At 70.0% G+C, this 23,463-nt stretch carries 24 protein-coding genes; 21 read left to right on the top strand and 3 right to left on the bottom strand.

The annotated features are described in order from the left end of the window. Positions 1-1,146, top strand: a complete 1,146-nt coding sequence (locus tag ACZ4UV_RS45950; RefSeq protein WP_467847240.1) for a hypothetical protein — start codon at positions 1-3, stop codon at positions 1,144-1,146. Between the two features lie 28 nt (positions 1,147-1,174). Here the strand turns inward: ACZ4UV_RS45950 and ACZ4UV_RS45945 are convergent, their stop codons facing one another. Continuing rightward, entirely contained in the window at positions 1,175-1,411 is a 237-nt protein-coding gene (locus ACZ4UV_RS45945) for a hypothetical protein (RefSeq protein ID WP_467847237.1), read from the bottom strand. Between the two features lie 775 nt (positions 1,412-2,186). Between ACZ4UV_RS45945 and ACZ4UV_RS45940 the strand changes: the two genes are divergently transcribed. From ACZ4UV_RS45940 to ACZ4UV_RS45895, 10 genes are all read left to right on the top strand, one after another. Next, entirely contained in the window at positions 2,187-3,077 is an 891-nt protein-coding gene (locus tag ACZ4UV_RS45940) for a phosphotransferase (protein ID WP_467847234.1), read from the top strand. Continuing rightward, complete coding sequence (locus ACZ4UV_RS45935; protein WP_467847230.1) at positions 3,074-3,199, top strand: hypothetical protein; 126 nt, start codon at positions 3,074-3,076, stop codon at positions 3,197-3,199. The genes ACZ4UV_RS45940 and ACZ4UV_RS45935 overlap by 4 nt, the downstream gene beginning before the upstream one ends. Further along, positions 3,196-5,109, top strand: coding sequence for an ATP-binding cassette domain-containing protein (locus ACZ4UV_RS45930; protein WP_467847227.1), 1,914 nt, complete (start codon positions 3,196-3,198; stop codon positions 5,107-5,109). Before ACZ4UV_RS45935 ends, ACZ4UV_RS45930 begins: the two co-directional genes overlap by 4 nt. A 168-nt stretch (positions 5,110-5,277) precedes the next feature. Then, positions 5,278-6,447, top strand: a complete 1,170-nt coding sequence (locus tag ACZ4UV_RS45925) for a bifunctional class I SAM-dependent methyltransferase/NUDIX hydrolase (protein ID WP_467847224.1) — start codon at positions 5,278-5,280, stop codon at positions 6,445-6,447. A 306-nt stretch (positions 6,448-6,753) separates the two neighbouring features. Continuing rightward, positions 6,754-7,302 (top strand): peptidylprolyl isomerase, encoded by a 549-nt coding sequence (locus ACZ4UV_RS45920; RefSeq protein ID WP_467847221.1) that lies wholly within the window; start codon positions 6,754-6,756, stop codon positions 7,300-7,302. 170 nt (positions 7,303-7,472) lie between these two features. Beyond that, a complete protein-coding gene (locus ACZ4UV_RS45915) occupies positions 7,473-7,742 on the top strand; it encodes a hypothetical protein (protein ID WP_467847217.1) in 270 nt (89 codons plus the stop codon). A gap of 173 nt (positions 7,743-7,915) precedes the next feature. Then, positions 7,916-8,386 carry a hypothetical protein gene (locus ACZ4UV_RS45910; RefSeq protein WP_467847214.1) on the top strand — a complete coding sequence of 157 codons (471 nt, stop codon included), beginning with the start codon at positions 7,916-7,918 and terminating at the stop codon, positions 8,384-8,386. Positions 8,387-9,341: 955 nt separating this feature from the next. Next, positions 9,342-9,881: a hypothetical protein gene (locus tag ACZ4UV_RS45905; RefSeq protein WP_351717776.1), complete on the top strand. Its 540-nt coding sequence runs from the start codon at positions 9,342-9,344 to the stop codon at positions 9,879-9,881. Positions 9,882-9,884: 3 nt separating this feature from the next. Then, a complete protein-coding gene (locus ACZ4UV_RS45900) occupies positions 9,885-11,000 on the top strand; it encodes an MAB_1171c family putative transporter (protein ID WP_467847209.1) in 1,116 nt (371 codons plus the stop codon). A 28-nt stretch (positions 11,001-11,028) separates the two neighbouring features. Beyond that, positions 11,029-12,231, top strand: coding sequence for an amidohydrolase family protein (locus ACZ4UV_RS45895; RefSeq protein ID WP_467847206.1), 1,203 nt, complete (start codon positions 11,029-11,031; stop codon positions 12,229-12,231). A 40-nt stretch (positions 12,232-12,271) separates the two neighbouring features. Here the strand turns inward: ACZ4UV_RS45895 and ACZ4UV_RS45890 are convergent, their stop codons facing one another. Continuing rightward, positions 12,272-13,174 (bottom strand): helix-turn-helix domain-containing protein, encoded by a 903-nt coding sequence (locus tag ACZ4UV_RS45890; RefSeq protein ID WP_467847202.1) that lies wholly within the window; start codon positions 13,172-13,174, stop codon positions 12,272-12,274. 783 nt (positions 13,175-13,957) lie between these two features. On the opposite strand from ACZ4UV_RS45890, the gene ACZ4UV_RS45885 reads away from it, so the two are divergent. From ACZ4UV_RS45885 to ACZ4UV_RS45840, 10 genes are all read left to right on the top strand, one after another. Then, the gene (locus ACZ4UV_RS45885; RefSeq protein WP_467847198.1) at positions 13,958-14,848 is read left to right on the top strand and encodes a helix-turn-helix domain-containing protein; all 891 of its coding nucleotides are present in this window, start codon (positions 13,958-13,960) and stop codon (positions 14,846-14,848) included. Positions 14,849-14,850: 2 nt separating this feature from the next. Continuing rightward, positions 14,851-15,549 carry a zinc finger domain-containing protein gene (locus ACZ4UV_RS45880; protein ID WP_467847195.1) on the top strand — a complete coding sequence of 233 codons (699 nt, stop codon included), beginning with the start codon at positions 14,851-14,853 and terminating at the stop codon, positions 15,547-15,549. Positions 15,550-15,711: 162 nt separating this feature from the next. After that, positions 15,712-16,353, top strand: a complete 642-nt coding sequence (locus ACZ4UV_RS45875; protein WP_467847192.1) for a WhiB family transcriptional regulator — start codon at positions 15,712-15,714, stop codon at positions 16,351-16,353. Further along, positions 16,350-17,951: a hypothetical protein gene (locus ACZ4UV_RS45870; protein WP_467847189.1), complete on the top strand. Its 1,602-nt coding sequence runs from the start codon at positions 16,350-16,352 to the stop codon at positions 17,949-17,951. The genes ACZ4UV_RS45875 and ACZ4UV_RS45870 overlap by 4 nt, the downstream gene beginning before the upstream one ends. Further along, positions 17,948-18,139 (top strand): hypothetical protein, encoded by a 192-nt coding sequence (locus ACZ4UV_RS45865; protein WP_351488917.1) that lies wholly within the window; start codon positions 17,948-17,950, stop codon positions 18,137-18,139. The genes ACZ4UV_RS45870 and ACZ4UV_RS45865 overlap by 4 nt, the downstream gene beginning before the upstream one ends. Positions 18,140-18,275: 136 nt before the next feature. After that, positions 18,276-18,464 carry a hypothetical protein gene (locus ACZ4UV_RS45860; RefSeq protein ID WP_467847186.1) on the top strand — a complete coding sequence of 63 codons (189 nt, stop codon included), beginning with the start codon at positions 18,276-18,278 and terminating at the stop codon, positions 18,462-18,464. Beyond that, entirely contained in the window at positions 18,461-19,087 is a 627-nt protein-coding gene (locus ACZ4UV_RS45855; protein WP_467847184.1) for a plasmid mobilization protein, read from the top strand. Before ACZ4UV_RS45860 ends, ACZ4UV_RS45855 begins: the two co-directional genes overlap by 4 nt. Then, positions 19,084-20,826 (top strand): relaxase/mobilization nuclease domain-containing protein, encoded by a 1,743-nt coding sequence (locus ACZ4UV_RS45850; RefSeq protein ID WP_467847181.1) that lies wholly within the window; start codon positions 19,084-19,086, stop codon positions 20,824-20,826. Before ACZ4UV_RS45855 ends, ACZ4UV_RS45850 begins: the two co-directional genes overlap by 4 nt. 394 nt (positions 20,827-21,220) lie before the next feature. Continuing rightward, complete coding sequence (locus tag ACZ4UV_RS45845; RefSeq protein ID WP_467847178.1) at positions 21,221-21,709, top strand: hypothetical protein; 489 nt, start codon at positions 21,221-21,223, stop codon at positions 21,707-21,709. A 79-nt stretch (positions 21,710-21,788) separates the two neighbouring features. Next, positions 21,789-22,484 carry a hypothetical protein gene (locus ACZ4UV_RS45840; protein WP_467847175.1) on the top strand — a complete coding sequence of 232 codons (696 nt, stop codon included), beginning with the start codon at positions 21,789-21,791 and terminating at the stop codon, positions 22,482-22,484. A 149-nt stretch (positions 22,485-22,633) separates the two neighbouring features. Here ACZ4UV_RS45840 and ACZ4UV_RS45835 read toward each other — a convergent pair whose 3' ends face one another. Next, complete coding sequence (locus ACZ4UV_RS45835) at positions 22,634-23,455, bottom strand: SPDY domain-containing protein (RefSeq protein ID WP_467847172.1); 822 nt, start codon at positions 23,453-23,455, stop codon at positions 22,634-22,636. Between the last annotated feature and the right edge of the window lie 8 nt (positions 23,456-23,463).

Raw genomic sequence — 23,463 nt, 5'->3', positions numbered from 1 at the left:
GTGATCCCCGCGATAGCCAGCCGCATCCCCCTGGTCCGCCGCACCAAGGCGCCCGCGCTCCCCTTGGAGGAGCGCATCAACCATCTCACCGGGCTGACCGTCGCGCCCGCAGGTGCGAGCCACCACGACCTGGTGGCCCGCGCCTGCGGGGTCCTCAACTACGCCGCGCTCATCACTTCCGACGTCGGCCTGTCCGACCTGGCCGAGGATCTGTGCTGGCGCCAGCACCAGGTCTTCGCCGACGCCGGACGCCTCAGCGGCCGGGTCGCCGTCATGTCGCTGATGCCGCTGGTCAACCTCTCCCGGCTGCAGACCCGCGCCGGCCACGGCGAACTCGCCTACAGCTTGTTGCTCTGCCTCAACGACGCTGCCCGACACCGGAACAAGACCGACATCGACGGCCGCACCATCGACCTGTCTGCTCTGACCGGCACGGACGAGGACCACCGCACGGTGTGCCAGGAGCTGTACGTCACCCTGCTCGTGGACGGTGCCCGCGCCCTCGCCCGCATCGGCCGGTGGACTGAGGCGGCCGACGCCATGGCCCAGCACCGCGGCATCGGCAACCGCCTCCTTGACGGCCGCCAGATCAAGATCATGGCTCTCATGGAGCAGGGGCTGGAGGAGCAGGCCCGCGACCTGATCGACACCACCCAGCCCATGGCCCCCTGGGAGACCGCCGTCGGCCAGCTCCTGCGCGTCCACTGCCGCCCCGCCGAGGCACGGCTGCCGAGGGCCGACCTCAACCGGGCCCAGCGCGCAGCCGCCTCGCTCCTGGCCGATCCCAAGCCCTCGACCGCCGTGTTCCAGACCCGGGCGGGCCTGGCCGCTTTGGAACTCAACGCCAACGGGCCGCAGTCGAGCGCGCTCCTCGAAGCTCTTGCCGAAGTGGCCCGTCTCGATGCCTACGCCGCGCGTGAAGTGCTGGACGACCCGTCTGCCCGAGCCATCCTCAGCGCCACGCGGGCATCTTCGCTCGGCTCCGTGGTCGGGGCCGCAGGTCTCGGTGCCGGCACCCTGCCCGCGGATCACCTGCGGTCTCTGTCGGAGTCTGTCGCCCTCGGCGAAGCCGAGCTGAAGCGACTTCTGCACGACGACAAGGCGGCACCAGGCAACCCCCTGAAGGAAGTACCGCAAACCACATGAGTGATCGAACGCAGCATCACAGCCCGCCCTACCTGACCACAGATCGCCGACCGGCCGCACCGCCCTGATCGGCATGGACACCAACAGCTACCCTCACCGCGCGGCGGACGAGACCACCGAACTCCTCGACTGGGCCCAGGTCGAAGACCCGGTTCACTTCCAGCAGCGCATCATCGAGCGGGACGGCAAACGTGTCTCCGACACCCAGCCAAGCGAAATCCTCACCGGCGGCCCGAAAGCGGTCTTCACCGACCTCGCCCACCACGCGGGCACCGTCCTGCAGCAGAAGGACGCCCTGGCCGCCACCGCCAGCCTGCGACGCACGGACCAGGGCCCCACAGCGCATCGACTGGCTCCTCGGTACTCCCGACTGGAATCGAGCGCTCCTGCGCGTCGAGGTCATCACCATCAAAGACGTACGACGGGTGACCGACCACGCTCTCGTCAGCGCCAACTTCAGCCGCCCCACCGTGCAGCAGATGCTGAGCACCGCCGCATGACAGGGACGAAGCACGGCAAAGAGTGTCGGCAACACCGCACGATCTGGGCACGGGCGCCCGTACCGCCGCCTCGTGCACGAACCGCGCTCTCCGCCGACGCCGCTCCCCGCGTCTCGTGGGTCACGGGAGCATCGGTGCGCGGCGATTCGGCCACGGCCGACGCCCCCGCCGGTCCCATAACGCCGGGGTCTGCGACCTACGTGCCCCGGAATTCCACGGCACGGACGCGACTCAAACACGCGTGTTCGAAAGCGGTGGCCCGCTCGTTGTCCCGGTCATCATCAGTCATCCCCAATCCGGCCTGCGGGCCGCTCTGTTGGTGATGCGTACTGGTATCCGCCGTCCGCGTCGGCCACCCGCACGTCTTCTCGTCCGGTCAATCTCAGGAGACTCCATGAACCCCACCCTCGTCACCACCCATCCTCTCCCTGGACAGCCCGGGGCCGTCCAGGCGACTGCTGCTCGATCCCTGGTGACGATGTGCGACAGCGCCTCGGCCGGCATCGCGGATACATCACGCCCGGAACCGAGGTGGGGGGTATGAGCGCGACCACTCCGATTCCACCCGCACTGCGGGAATGGGCCCAGGCCATCGTCGGCCCCGTGTCCGAACGCAACGTCTCCCACAACCGCCCCAACTCCCGTGTGTGGGAACTGACCTATGACACCGGTCGGGCCTTCGCGAAGCTGTCCCCGAACCCGACGTCCTTCGGACGGGAGACCCGCGCCCTGCGTGAAGTGGCCCCCGGTCTAAAACCGGGCACCGCCCCCTTGCTCAGGGCAGCCGACGCGCACCAGCAGGCGCTCCTCCTCTCGTTCGTCCTCGGCCTCCCGGTGAGGTCACTCTCTCTCGCCCCCGGCGGCGAGCGCACACTGCACCGCCACGCTGGAAGCTGGCTGCGGCGCTTCCACGGCGGCCCGCGCGATCTGTCGGTCCAAGACCGCAAGGACGCCGCCGCGGAGATCGCCCGGGCCGCCGCAGGCACCGACAAGCACCTGGAACGGGCCGGGGATCCGATCACCGCCGGGGAACGGCGGACCGTTCGGTGGCATGCCGCCGAACTCGGCCGGATCGGACCACTGCCCGCCGCATACATCCACGGTGACTTCCAGGAGCGCAACTGGCTGCTGGATGCCGACCGCGCGAGCAACGCGTTCGGGGCCGTGGACCTTGAACGCGCCCGCCCGCATGCCGCGGTCGCCGACATCGTCCTTCTCACTTGCGGCCCCTGGGTCGGGCGCCCCGACCTGGAGCAGGCGTTCTGGGACGGGTACGGCCGCGGACTTACCAGCGACGAGGAACGAGCTCTGCGCTGCCTGTCCGCGCTGGACGCGGCGAGCGCCATCGCCTGGGGCGTGCCCGACGGAGACCGCGAGATCGTCGAGCGCGGGCGGGCGACGCTGGCCCGGCTGGAGGTGCCGGCCGCGTGAGCGACCTGTACATGAGCCCGGTAAACGTCATCGTTCTCCTGGTACGCGACGTCCTGGAGGGATTCACCCCCATGCGGCTTTACATCACCCTCACCGTGCCGGCGAGCGGGGGCACGTCATGACGCAGCCGACCGTGCCCGCGCAGGGCTCCCGCCTCTCAACCAAGGCCGCTGGAACGACGGTTGCGCCGCCAACGCCCGCGGAGATCAAGTACACCGGGCAGTATTCCGTCAACCCCATGGACGGGGTGTCGTTTAGGGCGTTGTGCGCCCGGATCCCGTCGGTGGTGAAGAGGATCGCGGGCATGTCGTGGGCGGTCGACCGGGTGGCGGTCGTCCTGCTGCTGGTCTGCCAGGTGACGGTCGGCCTGGCGGCGGCCGGACAGCTGACCGCCACGTCGGACGTCATGCGCTCGATCCTCGGGGACGGCACGGTGCAGGAGCGGCTGCACCAGGCGCTGCCGGCGCTGATCTTCGTCGCGGTGATGGCCGCCTTGTCGCGTACCGCGAGTGCGGTCTCGGCCTACGGTGACCGGCGGATCACCCCGAAGCTGACCACGGAGGCCGACACGACGCTGGTCTCCTCGGTGTGCCGGGTGGAGGCCGCCGCCTACAGCGAGGACGGCTTCCACGACCGGCAGGAAGCCGCCGAGATGGGCGTGATCCGCACCCACGTGATGGTCGCCGACACCCAGCAGCTGATGTCCTCGCTGATCCAACTGGTCACGGCGTGCGGGGTCCTGGCGGTGCTGGACTGGCGGCTGCTGCCGTTCCTGCTGCTGGCCGTGCTCCCGGCGGGCGTCGGCTCGATACTCACCGCGCGCGTGGACTACGAGATCCACTACGCGAACATCGCCAACCGCAACGCCAGGGGGATGATGCGCTGGTGGGCGACGAGCCCGAAGTACGGGGACGAGGTCCGCGCCAACTCCATGGCCGACTACCTGCTGTACTGGTACCGGACCCTGTCGCAGCAGGCGGACGAGCGCTCGCTGGCCGCGGCTCCCCGGATCCTGCGGATCAACCTGGGGGCGGCGGCGTGCGGCGGGCTGTTCCTGGTGGCCACCTGGGCGGCGCTGTACTGGCTGGCGGCCACCGGCCAGATCGCGGTGGCGATCGCCGCGACCGCGGTCTTCGCCGTGCGGACCACCCTGGGCGCACTGACCCAACTGGTGCGCAGCGCCGCCGCGGTCTTCCACACGAGCCTCTACCTCGGCGACATGACCACCTTCCTCGACGAGGCCCAGGAAAGGGCCCCTCATCGCGGCGAGTTGACGGTTGAGGCGCCCATCGACGAGGTCTGCGTGCAGGGGGTGGTGTACCGCTATCCAGGCAAGGACAAGCCGGCCGTCGACCGGGTGTCGCTGACCCTGCGGCGCGGGCAGATCCTCGCGCTGGTCGGAGTCAACGGCTCCGGCAAGACCACCCTGACCCGCCTGCTCGCCGGGATCCTCCTGGCCGACAAGGGCACGGTGACCTGGAACGGAACCGACCTTGCCGCAGTAGACCCAGACACCGTGTGGACACTGACCGGTCTGGTCCCGCAAGTCTTCGCACAGTGGCCGCTACGGCTGCGGGAGAACGTCAACCTCGGCCAGCCCCGTCCCGGCGGCGACGTGCCGGTGTGGGAGGCGATCGAGGCCGTCGGACTGCGCGAGGCGGTCGAGGACCTGCCCGATCAACTCGACACCCTGTTGGCGCGGGAGATCTTCAGCGGAGTGGAATTGTCCGGCGGACAATGGCAGCGGGTGGCGTGCGCCCGGGGTCTGCACCGACTCCCGGAGCTGCTGATCATGGACGAGCCGACCTCCCAGGTCGACCCGGAAGGAGAGCACCGGGCGTTCGAGACGCTCAAAGCCATGGCGGCGGACCGCATCACGATCGTGGTGACGCACCGGCTGGAGAACACCAAGATCGCCGACAAGATCGTTGTGATGGAGGAGGGTCGGGTCACCGAGCACGGTACTTACGAGGACCTCGCCGCCGGCGGCGGAACCTTCGCGCGGCTGCTCGCCCTGTCACAGGACCGATGACCGACCGGGTGCCACCCCGTCATGGGGCGGGGCGGCACCCGCCTTCGCACCGATCTCGGATTTCCCCCTTCCCGAAGGAACTGTGATGACGACCGAACGACATGAGCTGGACGCCAGGCAGCCACAGTCAGGCTTCGCCGGGTCGACGTCGGCCACGAGGACGACGCAATGAAGTCAGAGGAGACCAACACCGAGGCATGGACCGCCTACGGCCGCCACCATCTCCGGCGCGGCACGCCCCTGCCAGAAGTCGAACGAATCGACTGGGGTCCGGGCGCCACTGGGCCGGGGGATGCGATCCTTGGCGACCTCGACGGCCGACGAGTGCTGGACCTGGGCTGCGGGCCCGCCCGGCACGCCGCCCACCTCGCCCGCGACTACCGCGCGCTCGTGGACGCCGTGGACTCCTCACCCACCCAGATCGAACGCGCCCGCACCCGCTACGACCAGCTGCCTGGTCTGAACGTGGTGCTCGCGGACGCCGTCGAGCACCTTCACGCCGCCGCCCCGTACGACGTGATCTACTCCGTCCACTCCGTCCCCTACATCGACCCGCACCGGCTGCTGCCCGCCCTGAACACGGCGCTCAAGCCTGGTGGCAGGCTGTGCTTCACCGTCCTGCACACCAACTCCCACGGCAACGGCCCCTCCACCGCGCTCGTCCCGCGACCGGAGACCTTGCGGCTGGCCGACGGCCCGGAACTGACCGTCCAGATGTGGGTGCTCACGCCCGAACTGTGGGAGGACCTGCTAGTCCAGTACGGGCTGCGAGTAGAGAGCATCACCGTCCTCGACGCCCCGGAAGAGGGAAACCACGCCTCATACCGGCTCGTCCAGGTCCGCCGCCCCGTACGTGTCACGTCCCGCCCGCGCACCACCCGGCCGCCCGCAGCACACGCGGCACTCGGCGTCGGCATCATCCTGTCCGGACCGGACGGCGTACTTCTGGGCCGACACCGCCGGTGCACGGTCGAGTTGCCGGGCGGCACGGTTGAGCCCGGCGAATCACTGTCCGAGGCCGTCGTGCGCGAACTCGCCGAGGAGACCGGCCTCACGGCCCTCCCCGCGGACGTACGCCTGCTCGGTACTCTCCTCGACCACGTCGGCGACGTCGTCCGCCTCACTGTGGCCGCCGTCGTCACCGCCTGGCAGGGAACCCCCGCCGACCAGCCCGACGAGAGCGTGAGCGACTGGCGCTGGTGGCCCCTGGACTCCCTGCCGTCCGGTCTGTTCGAGTGCAGCGCCCAAGTCCTGACCGCCTGGCGGCCCGACCTGCCCATCGACCACCCGCCCGCGCACTTCACCCCCTTTGCCGACACGACGGCCGCCGCGGAATGACTGCGGTCGGCAACAGTCCACCTCACCGTCTATCCAGCCGCCCGCACCACAGAGTCCGGTGCGCCTCTCGATGACTCAGAGCGCGCATGACCTCTCCACCACCCAGCGACTCCGCAGCGCACGGCACCGCGATGTCGCCCGCCGCGTACAGAGCCTCCCGGACCACTCTGTGGACCGGAGTGCCCGTGCTCATCACCGACACGGCCGGCCGTGTCGGCGCCGTGTCTTTAAGCCGGTGAGGGTAAATAGCCTGCTTCGATGCGATGAGGCCGCTTTCATCGCAAGTCGCAGCACAGGACGGATCACATGCAGCAAGAATTCACCGCGACGATTAGCACGTCGCTGGGGCAGATCCTCGTGAAGCTGTTCCTGGAAGAAGTAAGGGAGCCCGTCATCCAGTTCCACACTCTCGCGTCGGGAACCGGGAGGTGGGTAGACCCACGGACTGGCAGCATCGGCATCGGCTCGATCTACGACGAGACAATCATCCACCGCGTGATTGACGGACTCATGATCCAAGGCGGAGACCGGAAGGGTGACGGGACCGGCGACCCAGGGTTCTCGCGCCCGAATGAAGTTCATCCCGATCTGACGTTCGAGCGGCCTTACATGCTGGCCTTGACCGCCACCGAACCAGATGCCATCGGCTCACAGTTCCTCATCACGACCCGGCCAGCGCCGGACCTCAACGGACTGCACACGATCATCGGCGAAGTGGCTCAAGGACAAGACGTCGTCGACGCCATCGCCCACGTCCCGACAGACCAGGACGGCCGCCCCATGGCGGAGGTAGTCGTTCACTCCATCAGGACCAACCGCTCCCCCTTCGAAGGGGAGCCCTATATGGACATCTGACACGCAGTCATGCGGGCCCAGCCACGGGCCTCACCCTAGGCCGCCCATCCCCGACACCAGCGCCGGTTCAACACCGGCTGGGCACTCGCGGCGAACCGGAGTACCACCCCGTCCTCCTGAACCTGGGTGCGGAGGCCGTCCTTCGCCCGCCCGCCCGCAAGGCCGCTCCCGTGACCGCTGCCGATGGCCTCGGTTGGCTGCGCACCGCGACCGCCGACCTGGCCTCGCTGATAGAGAAGGGCAGGCCCGTCAACCGCGGCCGGGTGGCGCAGATCCTCAAGACCGCCTCCGGCGGCGGCGCGCCGGTTGCCGGCCACATTGAGGTCCTCTCCTGGGCGCTGAGCGAGCACGGGGACCGGGCTGTGGAGCTGCTGCGCGGCTTTCTCGGCGCCCCCGACACCGCGATTCGAGAGCACGACGCCGCCAAGGAGGAGGAGTAGAGACCGCTCGGCGGCTTCCAGCAGCCGAGCGGGCGCAGGGCAGCCGGATGACACAGGTAGAGCGCATAAGCAACTCACCCGACATTCGGGAAGCGACGCACGGCCCCCTATGGGACCGATGGCCGAACAGTGCGCATTTACCGACCGTGACGCCCCGCTTTACCGTCTGCCCCATGCCGTGGATAACGCTGGCCGGCGCCGTCGTCGGCGCCCTGATCGCGACCGCCTCCGCCGCCCTGCTCGACCGCGCCCGATGGCGCCGGGACAAAGATGAGCGCCTGCTTGCTGCACGCCGCATCCTGTACAGCGAGTACATTGCCAGCCTTTCCCAGGCCCGCAACGCCTTCCGCAGTCTCGCCCGGACCGATGACCTGGGTCCGGCCGAGCGGGAGCACGCCGCCCGCGACAGCTTCGCACCGTGTTACGGCATGCGGTACCAGATGGCAGTCACGGCCACGCCGGACGTCTTCGCAGCCTCCGAGCACGCGTTCCGCCGCCTCCGCGATGTACGTGACCTCGCCGCGGCCGGCACCCGCGCGGACGACGGGTCCTACGCCCACGGCCGCACCGAATACGAGGCTGCTCTCGGCCGGCTAGTCGACGTCATGCGCCTTGGCCTGGGAGCCGACCGGGCACCCGTCTAGGACATCCCGACCCGGCTTGCCCCAGCCGCCCCGGAGGTAACTCGCCGCCCGAACACCACCCATGTGACCCGTTCGCCCGTTACCCCTGGCTCTATTTGCGATTGAGAAACGTCAGAGCGATCACACCGACCCGTGCGGACCCTCCACCATCTCCAAACCATGACCAGATAAAACGACTAGCACTGGACATACCTCCACTCGCCAAGTCACCCAGAGTCCGCGCCAGGGTGGCTGAAAACATCACCACCGCGCGACCGACATGGCGATGCGCCGTCCAGCACATGCCACACGAAGGTGACCACCCCCACATCCACACCATCTCCATGACAGCAGGCGCCAACTTGGCAGTTATTACCGCCATGCCCGATTACCTCTCCCATGAAGATCTCGAAGAGGTAACAGAAGTGTGCGTCCGCGAGAGGAGTGTGACCACTATGAACACAAGGCGAAGCACCAGGTCACACTCATGATCGTTGTAGCGATAAGTAGATTTGACACTTTTCTACACTTCGGTCGGCACCCTTGGGTTGGCTACCGAAGGGTACTTTCCAGCCTTGGTCTCCAACGGGCTTCACGTAAGGTCCGAGTGGCTCCCGGGGACCTCGTCGAAGGATTCCTAGCGGGGTGATTGCTGTTCGCTCCAGTGACCGATGGTGTACGGGGTGGAGCTTCCGCGTCCTCGTGACTCGCTCGCGAAGGCGGACACGGACACTTCTTCCGGTGCCGGCCTGGGCTCTGTGATCACCCTCGTGCGTACCGCCGGGGTGCCAGACAACGTTGACCCGTGGTGGCTGGCACAGGGCTCGGACCGCGAGCCATGTCCCAGTCGGTACGAAGGGATTGCTCAATGTCTCCCGGAGGAAGCCGCCGTGGCGGCCCGGAACCAGCCGTGCCGGCGAGAGCTCGGGTGAGTCTGCGTCGGCTGGGACGGTGGCGTACTGCTGAGCGACGCACCGTGGAACGCGATCTCCACCGTCGGCTGCGCCAAGAGCTACGCAGCCTGGGCGTCGTCCCTCCGCTGGACGTGGACAAGCTGGTCAAGGCGCTCAGCGAACGGCGGGGCCGGCCTATGGTCCTTCGCCCCTGGGCGCTGGAGAAGCCTGGGCCTTCGGGGCTGTGGATCGATTACCCGCAGATGGACGTGATCCTCTACCAGGAGGAGACGACCCGGCTTCACCAGCGGCAGATCATCCTCCACGAGGTCCTCCACGTCCTCGTCGACGAGTGGGGAGAGAAGCGGGAGGAAGTTCCAGAGGTACCTACGGACGAGTTCGTCGAGGCCTGGTCCGACCTCACTCCAGTCCTGGATCCCAAGCTGATTCGGCGGGTGGCTGCACGCTGTTCGTACGACGACGCGGAGGAGTGCTCGGTCGAGCTGGCGGCCACCATCATCCTGGAGTGGTCCTCGGTGGTCGACGCGCTCCCGGCGCTGTCGGAGGATCCACGCGTGCGTCGGGTGCAAGCTGCTCTGGGCGACCGGCGAGGGTGGTTGTAGACCGTGGCTAAATACCTTCTGCTGATCATCGCGGGTGCTGTCGTGTGGCGGCTCTACCTGTGGTGGCGTGCTCCGCACGATGCTCCGACCCGGTCGGTGGCGCTGGCTCTGCTGAGCATGGGCCTCTCGTACCCGGTGGCCATGCCGGGCGGTGCCCACGGCATCGACACCCTGGCCGGCCACGGGATGGCGCGGCTCGTCCAGAATCTGCTTCTGCTGCTGGCCATGTACTTCCTGATGTGCTTCTACCTGTACTCAGCCGACGGGCCGGCCGCGTACAGTCGCGCCCGGCGTGAGGCCCTGGTCATGGGCCTGGTCGCGGTGGCGATCACTGTGGCGGCGGTGAGCGTGCCGGATCAGGAGCTGGGCGCGCCGTACGCGACGGTGGACATGACCGCGCTGCCGATCTTCTTGTTCTACACCGTCGCCGGCCTGTACATGATGTACGCGGTCGGTGCGGCGGGGTGGTGGTCTGCCCGCTACGCCCGCATGTCCGGCCGGCCGTACGCCACCGGGTTGTGGATGACGGCGATCGGCCTGGGCGGGATGGCGTTGGCCTGCGCGATCCGCGCCGTCTTCGTCACCATCCGGTGGACCGGCGGTCTTGTGCCGATCCGGGTCAACGCCTACGTGTCGGTGCTGCTGGTGGTCTCCAGCCTGGCTTTCGCCACGGGCGTCACCTACTCCGTGGCCAGCGCGAGGATCACCGCCACGAAGCTGTGGCTGCGCCGGCGTCGGGATCACCGCCGGCTGGCGCCCCTGTGGCAGTTGCTGATCGAGGTCTATCCCGAGAACGAGCTGCGTCCGGCCTCACAGGGGACGTGGGACCGGTGGCGCTCGCGTGGTGTGCATCGCCGGTATCACCGGCGGATCGTGGAGTGCCGTGACGGACTGGTGGATATCAGCCCTTACGTGGTGCACGAGTGGGAAGGTATCAACGTGCTGGACCTCGGGCCGGCGCAGTTGGCCGAGCGTCTGCGCACCGCGGCCGACATGGTCAAGCAGGGGGTGCCGGCTCCCGGGCCGGCGGTCGCGCTGGCGGTACCGAGGGGGGACGGCACGGACGCAGACGTCCGCCAGCTGCTTGCGGTGTCGGAGAACCTCCGGCGGGCCGCGTGACCTGGGCAGAGCAAGGAGACGAGAACACATGCTGATTACGGCCGGCAGGGTCCTGACCGGTTCCGGGACGTACCTGGAGGACGGTGCCGTCCTGGTCGAGGGCGATTCGATCGCAGATGTGGGCCCGCGCGCGCAGCTCGCCGAGCGCGCAGGAACGGACGGGGTGCACCTCGCGTTTCCCGACGCGACCGTCGTGCCGGGACTCATCGACGCCCACGTCCACCTGGTGTTCGACGGCAGCGCCGATCCGCTGGCCGCGTTCCGCGAGTCCGACGACGATGCCCTTCTCGCGGGCATGCGCCAGCGCGCAGAACAGCTTGTCTCCAGCGGCGTCACAACCGTCCGGGACCTGGGTGATCGCAACCACCTGGCCCTGCGCCTGAACGAGGAGATCGAACAGCGGCGCACGCGGGGACCGCAGATCGTGTCGGCGGGCACGCCGTTGACGGTGCCCGGCGGGCATTGCCACTTCCTGGGTGGCGTGGTCTCCGGCGAGGCCGCGGTCCGTGACCTGGTACGCCGCAACCTGATGGCCGGCGCCCGCGTGATCAAGGTCATGGCGAGCGGGGGTGGTCTGACCAAGGACGGGCCGAAGAGCTGGCAGCCCCAGTTCTCCGCGGGCGAGCTGCGGGCCCTGGTGGACGAGGCCCACCAGGCCGACGTGCCAGTGGCCGCGCACGCCCACAGCGCGGCCGGCATCGCGGCGGCCGTGGACGCGGGCGTGGACACCATCGAACACTGCACCTGGATGACGGAGGACGGGTTCGCCCTGCGCCAGGAGGTCCTCAAAAAGATCGTCGAGCAGGGTATCGCCGTCTGCCCGGCTGTCAGCCCGCACTGGCAGATGGCAGCTCGCATCTTCGGCGAGGAGCGAACGAAGGTCCTGTTTGGGCAAGTCCGGGAGATGGCCGAGGCCGGTGTACGCCTGATCGCCGGAACCGACGCCGGGGTGCAGCGCACCGGGTTCGACGGCACGCTGGCCGGTGCGCTCGGCTTCTACGCGCACCTGGGCATGCCGAACGACCAGGTCCTCGACATGGCGACCGCCGACGCCGCCGACGCTCTCGGAATCGGCGGGTCGACCGGCCGCATCAAGCCGGGCCTCAGCGCGGACCTGCTGGTCGTCGACGGCGACCCACTGTCCGACCTGAGTGCGCTCAAGGAAATCCGCGCTGTCGTCGCCGCAGGGCAGGTGCACGATCTGGGGTCGCGGCCCGAGCAGCAGTCGTAACCCGTTTCCGGCCTGCACCCTTGCGGGGGTGCAGGCCGGACTACAGGGAGCCGCCCTCCTGCTCCGCCATCTCCGCCGCCAGCTGGTTGATCAGCGCCAGCGTCTTGGGCGGCAGACCCTGCCCGCCCAGGCCACGGGCCCTCACCCGGCCCACAGCGCCTTGCCTCGCGCTGGCCAGCAGCTGCAGACCTTCATAGACCTGGGCAGCCACGGCCTCGTCCGGCTCGAAGTACATCCGCGACACACCGAACACGGCGGCCAGCGCGTCCAGGACCACCGGAGCCGCCGCGTCCTTGACACCGGTCCGCAGATCCTCGAAGTCGTTCTGCGTGATGACATCCGCACCCGCGTGGGCGTTCACCGCGGCCGCCATCTCCTCATCCGAGGGAGGCCCCTGCGAGCCGGGGTAGGAGCGCTGCAAGATCAAGGTGATTTTCTCGCTGAGGGACTCCGGCGGCCGACCCGAGTCCCCAGCCGCGGCCTGGGTACCGGGCTCTGGCTCTGTGCCGTTCTTCCTCGCCTCTGCGGCGGCGAAGGAACGATCCTCCGCCCGGCGCAGCTCCGTCTCGCTGACGCCGTACTTCGCAGCCAGGACAGGGATGTACTTGGCCTGGAGCCGGCGCTCCCCACGTTCAGCTCCCGCGACGGGGCTGGCGCTCTTGGTGCCGATCACCGCCGCCGTCTCTTTCTGGTAGATGCCGGCATCACAGCGCAGATCGGCGAGATCAGGAAGGCCGGTGCGGGGGAACAGATCGTCGAGATCGCTCCCGAGAGCCGCGGCATAGGCGGGGAGCTTCTCCGGGTCGGGTGAGGTGTGGCCGGCCTCCCAGTTCGCCACCGCGGAGTCGGTCATACCCAGCTCTGTCGCCACCTCGCTCTGGTGGCGGTCGGCAGCTCGCCGCACGCGGCGGGCGAGGTTCCGGTCGAAGCGGCGGGCAGACATCTGACCTCGCATTCTCTCCAAAATGAAGCGGGAACATCGTGTTGACTTTCGCTTCTTCTAAGAATAGCTTCAGCTTAGCGATAACGCGACAGCCCTGCACGTCAGCGGCCTGTCGAGTCGCCCGCAGTTCCGCCGGGCGGCGGTGAAACCCGCCCCACGCCGGGTGCCCCCCTCGCCCTCATCAGGAAGTCCGCACGATGTCGCACCAGTTCTTACGCCGTCCGGCCTGACGTACACCGCGGCACCTGCATCACGCACGATGCCGGAGGCGCGGATCGTTTTGGATCCTCGGCCACCGGCATGAGGCCGACGGCGACAAGAGTGACGTTGCGCCCTGTCGGGGTCACGTTCTGCGACTACTACAGAGTTTGAGAACCAACTCTGGATCTTGTCGCGGCTCCGCGCATATGTTCGTGGTCCCCGGGCGGCCCGCCCCGGATGACGGACGTGAGGAGTAAGCAGGCACCCACCGGACCGAGACAGTCCCCATACAGCGATGGCGCCCGAGAGCGGTAACTCACGGACGCCGAACGCTAAGCGGCATACCCGCCCCGGCAAGGGCGGAGATTGCCCACCATCACCACGCTGAGTCCTTCCGAGGGGCGCGTCAGCGTGGCAACACTGCGAAGGGGAGTATCGCATGCCTCCTGCCCTGCGCAAAAGGCCCTTCCGCCTGGCCTGCGCGGCAGCCACCTCCGCCTCGGCGCCTCAGCGCCCCGAGCCGGACCACACCATCCCGGCCCCGGCGGGCCGCCGACCCGGCCCGTTCTCCGGGAGCGGCCGATGAGCAGCGAAGCCCGCGAGTGGGTATGGGAGCACAGCTCCAGCCGGGGCACCGCGCGCCTGGTCCTGCTGTCGATCGCCGACCGGGTGGCCGACGATCAGTGCGTTTCCTGGGCCTCACTGTCCAGCCTGGCCAAGCGCACGCACGCCTCCGTCTCCACGGTGCGCGAGGCCATCGACCGCCTGGTCGATGCCGGTGAACTGGAGCAGCTCGACGACCTCACCGGCCCGCAGCGCAGCACGGTCTACCGTCTCCCCCTCGCCGCCAAGGCGGTGGCAGAGACCGCCGAGGGCGACGAGAACGCCGGCCACGCGTCCCAGGAAGAGCCCGAGGCCGTCTCGACGCTCCGGATCTCGGCCTTGCGGCGGTGCGGAATCCGCCCGCGTGAGGTGCCGGAATCCCCCGTGAGGGGCCGGAAACCGGCAGTACCGGAAACCGGCAGGTCCCGACGGAAACCGGCACCTCGACGTACCGGAAACCGGCACAGCGATGTACCGGAAACCGGCACACAGAACCGTAGTGAACCGGATTTGAACCGGAGGTACAGCAGTAGTGGTGCTGCCGTCCTCTCGGCTGCCGAGTGGCAGGTCGACCCCGCCACCCACACCTGGACCCGCCAGCAAGGGCACCTCGACCGCCTCGGCGAGGAAGGTCTGCGAGCCGCTGACGCGAAGTGGCGTGCCCACCGGGCGGCCCACACCCCAAGGCCAGCAGAAGCCTGGGCTGCCGACTGGCGCTCCTGGGTCGCGCGGGAGCACACCCCCAGCCGCCCGAACCTGTACGCCGTGCCCGGCAAGAACACCGCCGCACCGGGGGGCATGACGCGGACGCAGGCCCACACCGCCGCCCTGCTGGCCGCCCTGGACGAGCCGACCGGAACGGAGGGCTGAGCGTGGACCGCCGCGAAATCGCCGCCCTGCTGGCCTACATCGGCCGACTCGACCCCCGCACCATCCGCACCGACCAGGGCGAGGCGCGCGACCAGCTCGCCCAGTGGCACGAGCTGCTCGGCGACGTGCCGATGGCCACCCCGCACAGCTGGGACGTCCGCGTCGCCGCCCGCCAGCACATCCGCACCTCGCCGTACCAGATCCTGCCCGCAGACCTGGCCCGTCCCTGGGAGAGCTACCGGCGCGACCGCCTGGCCCGGCACTCCGATCCGACGCCGTCCGCCGATCCGGACGACCAGGCCGCCTGGACCGCCGAGCTGGCCGGAACCCGCCGCGCCGTCGCCGCCGGTCTCGCGGAGCCTGCACAGGCCCGGGCGATCACCAGCGGGCGCGAGGGGACCGACCCGAGGCTGGAGGCGATGCTGGACCAGGTCGGCTCCTGCATCCCGCCCGCCGCCCGAGCCGCCCTCGCGCCCTACCGACCCGCTCGGGCAGCACGGGAGGCGGCCATCGTCCAGGGGCAGCCCGACGCCCTGAGCGTGCGCTGCGAGTGGTGCAAGGCCCAGCCCGGCGAGCCCTGCCGTCGCCGGCGGATCGGCCCCGACGACGGGGTCCGTGCGACCACCGCGCGCGCCACCCCGCACCCCGGCCGCCTCGACCTCGCCACCGCCCGACAGGCCCAGCAGCCCGCCCTGGCCTGACCGGCGTACCCGGCGCGTGCACCCCGTCCGCTGCACCGCCACTCAACATCCCTGTCCCGCACCGGCTGCGGCGCACGCCCACGCGCCGCAGCCGGCACCCGACGCCGCACCCGCCGAGCACCGCGCCCGTCGGTCGGCGCGGCAGCACATCGGAGACCCGCCTTGCGCCACATCACCACCCACGACGCGCCGGCCACCAGCCTGCGCGGCATCGGAGACACCAGCTGGCACACCCGCGGAGCGTGCCACAGCATGGACGTCGAGGACGCCGACGCGGTGTTCTTCCCCGGGCCCCGGGATCACGAGGAGATCGCGGAGGCGAAGGAGCTGTGCGGCTGGTGCCCCGTACGCCGCGAGTGCCTGGACTTCGCGCTGGAGAACGTCCTCAAGGAGGGCGTCTGGGGCGGTCTGACCGAAGCCGAGCGGCGCCCGCTGCACGACAACCTGCACCAGCGCCTGGACTACCGGCGCGTGACCGCCTTCTTCCAGGGACGCGACGTGCACCTGACCGAGGCCGAGCGGCAGGTCGTCATCGACCACGCCTACGTCCGCGGCTGGCGACCCGACCGGCTCGCCACCGCCCTGCAGATCAGCCACAAGCACGCCCGCGACCTGCTCCGGCAGGCCGCCAACAAGGTCCTCGACCGCGACCGTAACTACGGCGTGCCCCGCCCCAAGAAGAAGCGGAAGAAGACCTCCAAGGCCAAGGGCACCCCCGCGCCCGCAGCTCCCGGCACTCAGCAGCCGACAGGCCGCCCGGCAGCGCCGGCGCCGGCGCACGCCCCTCTTGGAAAGGCAGCATGACCTACCCCGTCCTCGCCTTCGGTGCTACTTCGGACCTCTCTCTCCTCCTGGCCGCCGTCGTGCCCGCCGCCCTCGCGCTCGTGCTGACCGCCTGGACCATCCGGCGCCGGGGAACCCGCCCGCAGAAGCGTCTCGGCGGCCCGGCGGTAAAGGTCGCCGCCGTCGCCGCCCTGGGCTGCACCGCCTACAGCGCCGACACCTCGTGGCGGTTCGCCGCCGACTACCTCGACATGGCCGGCACCGCCGAGCGCGCCGGCATGTTCGCCGCGGCCGAACTCGCCCTGTTCGCGACCGCGCTGATGGCACGGCAGAACCTTGCCGTCCAGGGCGCCCCTGGCCTGCCGGGCACGCTGGTCTGGGTGATCACCACGGTGCAGGTGATCCCCGCCTACGCCGAGAGCGGCCCCGTCGGCGGCACGGTCCGGGCCTTCGTCGGACCGGTCATGGCGGCGATGCTGTGGCACCTGGCCATGGGCATCGAACTGCGCCTGCGTACTCCCGGCGCCGCCTCGAACGGACTGATCGCCGTCCTGGGCCGGGAGGCACGCGAACGGCTGCTGTCCCGCCTCGGCATCGCCGCGCGTGACCGCGACGCCGCTCAGATCACCCGGGACCGGGCCACTGCCCGCGCGGTCACCCTCGCCGCCCGCCTCGCCGAGCGCACACCCGAGCAGCAGCAAAACCGTCGCGGCCGACGGCTGACCCGGCGCCTGTCGAAGGCGGTCGGCAGGGCCTCGGTCGGCACCGACCCCCTCCAGCGGGCACAGTTGCTCGACCAGCTCGCCGCCCGTCGACACGCGCTCGCGCTCGCGCTCGCCACGGTCCCGCTCCCTTCTCCCTGGTCCCCTGCGCACAGCAGCACATCGGCGGCCACGGTCCCCGCCCAGCCGACATCGAATGTGCCGGTCCCCGTCCCCGGTCCCGACGGTTCCGACGGGCCGGTCCCGGACCGCGGACCAAGGACTCCTTGGGGACCGGTCCCCGATGAGGCGGCCCCGGAAGCCAAGGTCGGCTCGGGGACCGAGGGCGACGGAACGGGAACGCCCGCGGGGACCAGGCCGCTTGGAGACGGCGCGGTCCCGGGGACCGAACACGCCGATCCAGAAGCCGCAGCGCGAGGCGCTAGGGCCACGAGGACCGACAGCAAGGCGCGAGAAGTAGCAGCTCAGGGCCGAGATTCTCGTCGGGGACCGGGCCTCGCGAAGTCGGGGACCGAGAGCGCCGAGGACCGAGGACCGACCACCAACCAGTCCGGGACCGAGCCCACCCAGGACCGAGGACACAAGATCCCACTCCCCAGGAAGCCGGCCAGGAAGTCCCGGACTCAGAACAAGGGCAAGCGTGCTCGGTCCCGCTCTCCGCAGACCGAGCGCCAGGCACGCGAACTGGGCGAGTCCGAGCGCCAGCTTGTCCACGAAGTGCGCCCCCATGTTGCCGCCCTGCTCGAAAGGGACGGCAACGGAGCGATCACCCGGGTCCAGCTGCGCGAAATCATCCGCCGCCAGGGCCTGACGGGTGTCGGGAACGACCGACTCGGCCTCGTCCTCCAGGAGCTGCGGAACGAGGACATCACGACCACGAGGAGCACCGACCGATGAAGACCTGCCACCAGTTCGACACCGTCCGCGCGGAGTACGTGCGGGAGATCGGCTTCATGCTCGCCCACTCCCAGCGGCACGAGGGCAGGCCCGCGGCGAAGTCCAGCGCGAAGACCGCCACCTCGACGAAGCAGCGGATGGCCCGGGCGCTCAGCAGACACGTCGAGCGCTGCCTCGAATGCGGCTGAACCGGCAAAGCCCCAGCTCAACCGCCCTCATTGCAACCGGTGGCCCAGCTCTGTGCCGGGCCACCCACCCCCCTCAAGGAGACACGCCGTGATTCCGCATCCCCCTCTCCCCTCCGAACCAACCACTGCCGAGGCCATGGCCTGGGCACACGTCTTGGTCCACCGGGGACTCCTGCACGCCGCCGTCCTCACGCCGACCGGCCAGTGGCTCGTCCAGGACTACCCTGCCGGCCCTGTCCGCATCCTTGCGGGACCGACCGATGTCCTCGCGCTGGCCGCGACCATCCAGCACCGCACCCGCTCCACGAGGCCCGAAACCCGATGACGAACCCCGCCCAGAACGGCACCACCGCGGAACCTGCCCCCAACTCCAACTCGGTCTCGGAGCGAGCAAGTTGGGGCGGAAGCGTAGCTTCCGCCGAACCCGCCCCCGACGGCGCGGGCCAGGACCTGCACCGGGGGGCGCAGGTCCTTCCGGCTTCGACCGGGGGCGGATCGAAGCCGGGGCAGGAGGAGAAGCCGACTGACCACCGTGCACACCGCCAGCGTGCACCTCGCGTCCGTCAGCGCCCGCGTCAGCCGTCCGAGAAGAAGCGCCTGCACCAGCCCAACACCCGTTTCAACGAAGAAGAGTTCGCACTGATCAAGTCCGCCGCCGCCCAGTGCAATCTGTCCGTCGCCGGGTTCCTCGCCCGCTCCGCGCTCGCCGCTGCCCGCGACCTCGACCGCACCAGCACCGAGATCGCCGACGAACGCGAAGTGATCACCGCCCTGTTCGACAGCCGGCGACGCCTCGGCTGGGCCGGCAGCAACCTCAACCAGGCAGTCAAGGCACTCAACTCCGGTGCCGACGCTCCCCAGCTCGAAGCGGCGGTCGCCGCTGTACGGCGCGCCGCCCACACCGCGCACGAAGCCGCCACCCGGCTGATCGAGCGCCGCAGCTCGTGATCCCCAGCGTCAACTCCTCGGGGTCCCGCACCATCGGGCTCCTCGCCTACCTCTACGGCCCGGGCAAGCACGAGGAACACAGCGACCCCCACCTCGTGGCCTCCTTCGACGGCATGTCCCCCGACCCCGGCCGCGACCCGAACGCCACCCTCAAGGACCTCCAGCAGCTCCTGGACCAGCCCGTGATAGCCCTCGCCGAGCACGCACGTCCGGCCAAGCACGTGTGGCACACCTCTGTCCGCGCCGACCCAAAGGACCGGCCCCTGTCCGACGAGGAGTGGGCCGATATCGCCCTCCGTATCGTCGCCGCCACCGGCATCGACCCCGGCGACGGACAGTCCGGCTGCCGCTGGGCTGCCGTACGGCACGCGGACGACCACATCCACATCGTGGCCACCCTCGTAACCGAGGACGGCCACCGTCCCGACGACTACCGCTCCGGCGCCCGTGCCCAGGCAGAAGCCCGGCTCATCGAGAAGGAACTCGGTCTCCACGAGGTCGCGCCCGGCGACGGCACAGCCGCTCAGCGACCCACCAGCGCCGAACGCCACAAAGCCGAGCGCCAGGGCCGCGAGCGGACCGCCCGCGAAGAGCTACGCGAGACGGTACGGCGGGCCGTCGCCGGCGCAAGGAGCGAGGAGGAGTTCTTCGACCGGCTCGCCGGCGCCGGCCTCCTGATCCGTAAGCGCGCCGCACCTTCCGGGGACCTCCTCGGATACAAGGTCGCCCTACCCGACGATCGGAACAAGGGCGGCGAGCCGGTGTTCTACCCCGGCGCACGCCTCGCACCCGACCTCTCGCTGCCCCGTATCCGGGAGCGCTGGTCCGCAGATGCTGAAGACAACCCGGCCCCCCGGCAGGAGGATGCGGTCCGGACGGGCCCGGGCACACCGGCCGCCGCCCGACGCAGGACGGCATCGGCAGCGTGGCAGGCCGTGCTCGTTGTCGAGCACGGCACCGACGCGGTCGCCGCCGCCCACATCGCCGCGGCCGGCGAGGTCCTGGATGCCCTCGCGAAGACGTCCGCAGCCCACACCCGCCGCGAACTGCGCGACGCTGCAACGGCCTTCGAGCGGGCCTCACGCTCCCACGTCCGCGCCGTACGCGGGCACGATCGAGCGCTGCGGCAGGCCGCCCGCGACCTCATCCACGGCGGGCCGGCCCTCGGCCGCGGTGAGGACGGAGCCACCACTGCGATGGCGATCGACATGCTGTTCTTCCTCGTCACCGCCGCCGCACACTGGCACGCCAGAAAGGGACACGCCCAGCAGGCCGCAGCCGCCACCAGGGCCGCCGAGCACCTGCGCACCGCCTATCAGGCCGCTTCAGCCCAGCCCCTCGGTGTGCTCTACCAGCGAGGCCGGCGTCTGGGCAGGCCGATGCTCCAGCGGCAGACCGTGCTGTTGCGCGAGGCACTGCCGGAGCTGGCCGAGAAGATCCTCGCCGAGCCCGGCTGGTACGCCTTGGCCGCGACCATTGCGGAAGCCGAAGCCGTCGGCCACGACCCGGCCGCCCTCCTGTCCGCCGTTGCAGAACGCCGCGCACTCGGCAGCGCGGACTCCGTCAGCGACGTGCTCGCGTGGCGGATACGGCGAACAGCCGACCTGGCCGCCGACGCGTCCCATCTGCCCGAGGCCAATACCGCAGGGAGCCGTTCCGCACCGCGTGGGTCGACGACCAGGCTCTCCGCGCCCGGCAGGCGGCGCAACGGAGAGGAGCCATCGCGTAAGACCCTGTGAGCCCGCCTGATGCCAGCGTGCGGCCTCAACGCATCACCGAGAAAGGGTGATAGCGCCACCACGCTGGCCGCAAACCACAGCATGGTCGTACGCCACATCGGACCTCGGTAACGACCAGCTCCGCGTTGGAGGCCGTCGGCATCGTGCGACCGCAGGACTAACGAGCATGACGCAGGTGTGGCGAGTCGAGCCAGTAGGCGTCGCGACGTTGAGCGGTTGAGGGAGGCGACGACGTGTGATCGGGCACCATGGCAACGGCACCTCGCCGTATGGAGACACGCACCGTGGTCAACTCGTCATCTGGGCAACCGAGAAGCCGGAACCCCCTGATGACCTGGCCGAAGGCGACTGTGGACTTTGTGAATTGAAACCGCCGGAGGCGTAGGGCACGATCATGAAACGCGCAGAACGAGGTGACGAGGTAGAGGAGGACGCCAGGGTGTTTCACCGGATACGCCGCCGGGCCAAGGAGCCGAGCGAAGCGCAGAGGCAGTTCGCCGAACTGCATGCGCAGCTGCAGGGCCAGGTTCCGCCCGGCTTTGGAGTGCTGGCGCCTGAGCCGGCGCCCGCCGAGCCGGCCGCCGTCGTGAGCGACTTCCTCCCGCCCGAGTTGCGCGTGCCGAGCCATGACCAGGTCGACGGCAAGATGATGTCGTGGAAGCAGCCCCTTGTCCTCGATGGCGAGGTGGCTGCCTGCGCCGAGTGCGGCGCCTACCGGGACTGGCTCATCCTCTCCACCCGCGGCGAGATCTGGCTGCGCTGCGGAGCCGGCCACCAGCAGCTGGAGACCCGCCTCGACACCGCCTGGTACAACCGCAACAGCGGACCGGCGGATGCGACGCACGCCACGTTCGAGGACTGCCTGCGCCACCTCGGGCACTGACCACCGCCCCTACGACCCCACCGAGCCCGCGGGCCCGCACTGACCACCCGTCGCCTAGCACCAAGGGGTCAGTTCCGTCATGCGCGTTCGCGTCGCCACCACCGCACTCGGCATCACCGCCGCCCTCCTCTCCCTGCCCGCCTGCTCCACCGACACCACCGGAGACAAGCACAAAACCATCTCCGCCGCCCGGGCGGGAAAGCCGTCCGACGGCGTCCAGGAGACGGCTGCGCTCTCCTCGGCCGCGCTCGCGTCCCGCCTGCTCGACCCGAGCGACCTCGGCAACGGCTACCTGCCCAAGCCGGAACGTCCAGCCCAGCACGACGACGTCACCGTCATCGGCTGCCCGGCCCTGAGCGAGCTGGGCGGCGACGCGGCGACCGGCGGCACGCTCGCCATCCCGCACAAGGCGAAGGCGGACTTCACCTACGGCGGCAGCTCCTCGGAGATCTCCGAGGAGCTTTACAGCGACAGCGCGAAAACGCTGTCCGACGGTATCGCGCGGATCTTCGACGCCATGACCGGCTGCGCGACCTATCAGGTCGTCGCGGGCGGCACCCCGATCGACGTGGCCTCGCAGAAGCTGCCTGCGCCCCACGACCTCGGTGATGAGCATTGGAGCCAGCTCCTGACGTTCACCGCAGGCGGGCGGAGCACCGTGGTCAAGCAGACCGCGATCCGCAACGGCAGTCTGTTGCTGATCGTCTCCGGCTCCCCGGCCCTCGTCGACCGCCACCTCGGCAAGGCCCTCGCCAAGGCAACCGCAGCAAACTGACCGGCCTCCAACGCATGCTGCCCCCGACTGAGATAGTCGGGGGCAGCACTGCATCGGGCGCTACGGTCTGGCCCGAGAAGTAGAAGGCCCGGTCCTCCGTAAAGGAGGAGCCGGGCTGAGTTCATCGGGTGGCGGCGCGGGGCGAGGTGCTAGATGGCCGGCGCGCGCAGGAGCCGCTCCTGGGTGGCCTCGGGCAGCACTCGGCGCAGGACCGGTGCTGTCGAGCTGAGGGCGGCGGCGAAGGCGGCCACGATGTCGTGCGGTACGCCGGCGGAGAAAGAGGCCGCCCACAAGCACGGTGCGCCGAGCACGGGCTCGGCCCATGCCTGCCATCCGGCCGGCCCCGCCTCGTCGGCCCCAGTGGTCAGGGCGCGCGGGTCGCCGTCCTGGATGAGGGGCGGCACCTCTCCGAGGCTGATGTGCGAGGTGAACGTCGGGTCCGTCGCGGCCGCCTGGGGCTGGTCGATGTCGCGGAACCATCCATGTGCGGCGACAGCGTCGAGGACCAGCTCGGGTCCGACGAACGGCACAGCGGGCTGGTCGCGGGCATCGAGCGCGACGAGGAAGTCCGTTACCGCCTCGCCGGGGACATCGGGGGTGAAGTAGGCCGACCACTGAGCGAGCGGGCTGCTCGTCTCGACGCGAGCGGAGATCTGCCAGGCGATCGGCAGTTCTCCCAGGTGGAACGGCTCGTCCGCCAGGCTCCACTGTGCCCAGCGCAGGGCGTCGGGACTGATGTGCAGGACGGTGCTGCGCAGGACCTGACGGTCCTCCGGCGCCTCGTCCGGCTCGTGCCGTCCGCGGACGATCGTCAGACTCGTCCAGCCCAGGCCGTCGAGCGTGTCGGCGACTACGTCGTACAGGCGTCCATCATCACCGGCCAGATGCCGGGGACCGACCCAGAACGCGGGCTGGCCGCCACGCGGTGTGCACGGGTCGAGCGGGAAGTCGGGGTACAGGGGCGCCTCCAAGGGCTCGG

This window comes from Streptomyces sp. NPDC028289, assembly GCF_055565975.1.
This window is presented reverse-complemented; position numbering and strand designations above follow the sequence as displayed.

Excerpts from the sequence above, each read along its gene's own strand:
- ACZ4UV_RS45940 (WP_467847234.1), top strand. The coding sequence starts at position 2,187 with ATGAGCGCGACCACTCCGATTCCACCCGCACTGCGGGAATGGGCCCAG.
- ACZ4UV_RS45930 (WP_467847227.1), top strand. The coding sequence starts at position 3,196 with ATGACGCAGCCGACCGTGCCCGCGCAGGGCTCCCGCCTCTCAACCAAG.
- ACZ4UV_RS45925 (WP_467847224.1), top strand. The coding sequence starts at position 5,278 with ATGAAGTCAGAGGAGACCAACACCGAGGCATGGACCGCCTACGGCCGC.
- ACZ4UV_RS45920 (WP_467847221.1), top strand. The coding sequence starts at position 6,754 with ATGCAGCAAGAATTCACCGCGACGATTAGCACGTCGCTGGGGCAGATC.
- ACZ4UV_RS45910 (WP_467847214.1), top strand. The coding sequence starts at position 7,916 with ATGCCGTGGATAACGCTGGCCGGCGCCGTCGTCGGCGCCCTGATCGCG.
- ACZ4UV_RS45895 (WP_467847206.1), top strand. The coding sequence starts at position 11,029 with ATGCTGATTACGGCCGGCAGGGTCCTGACCGGTTCCGGGACGTACCTG.
- ACZ4UV_RS45890 (WP_467847202.1), bottom strand. The coding sequence starts at position 13,174 with ATGTCTGCCCGCCGCTTCGACCGGAACCTCGCCCGCCGCGTGCGGCGA.
- ACZ4UV_RS45885 (WP_467847198.1), top strand. The coding sequence starts at position 13,958 with ATGAGCAGCGAAGCCCGCGAGTGGGTATGGGAGCACAGCTCCAGCCGG.
- ACZ4UV_RS45870 (WP_467847189.1), top strand. The coding sequence starts at position 16,350 with ATGACCTACCCCGTCCTCGCCTTCGGTGCTACTTCGGACCTCTCTCTC.
- ACZ4UV_RS45865 (WP_351488917.1), top strand. The coding sequence starts at position 17,948 with ATGAAGACCTGCCACCAGTTCGACACCGTCCGCGCGGAGTACGTGCGG.
- ACZ4UV_RS45860 (WP_467847186.1), top strand. The coding sequence starts at position 18,276 with ATGGCCTGGGCACACGTCTTGGTCCACCGGGGACTCCTGCACGCCGCC.
- ACZ4UV_RS45855 (WP_467847184.1), top strand. The coding sequence starts at position 18,461 with ATGACGAACCCCGCCCAGAACGGCACCACCGCGGAACCTGCCCCCAAC.
- ACZ4UV_RS45845 (WP_467847178.1), top strand. The coding sequence starts at position 21,221 with ATGAAACGCGCAGAACGAGGTGACGAGGTAGAGGAGGACGCCAGGGTG.
- ACZ4UV_RS45840 (WP_467847175.1), top strand. The coding sequence starts at position 21,789 with ATGCGCGTTCGCGTCGCCACCACCGCACTCGGCATCACCGCCGCCCTC.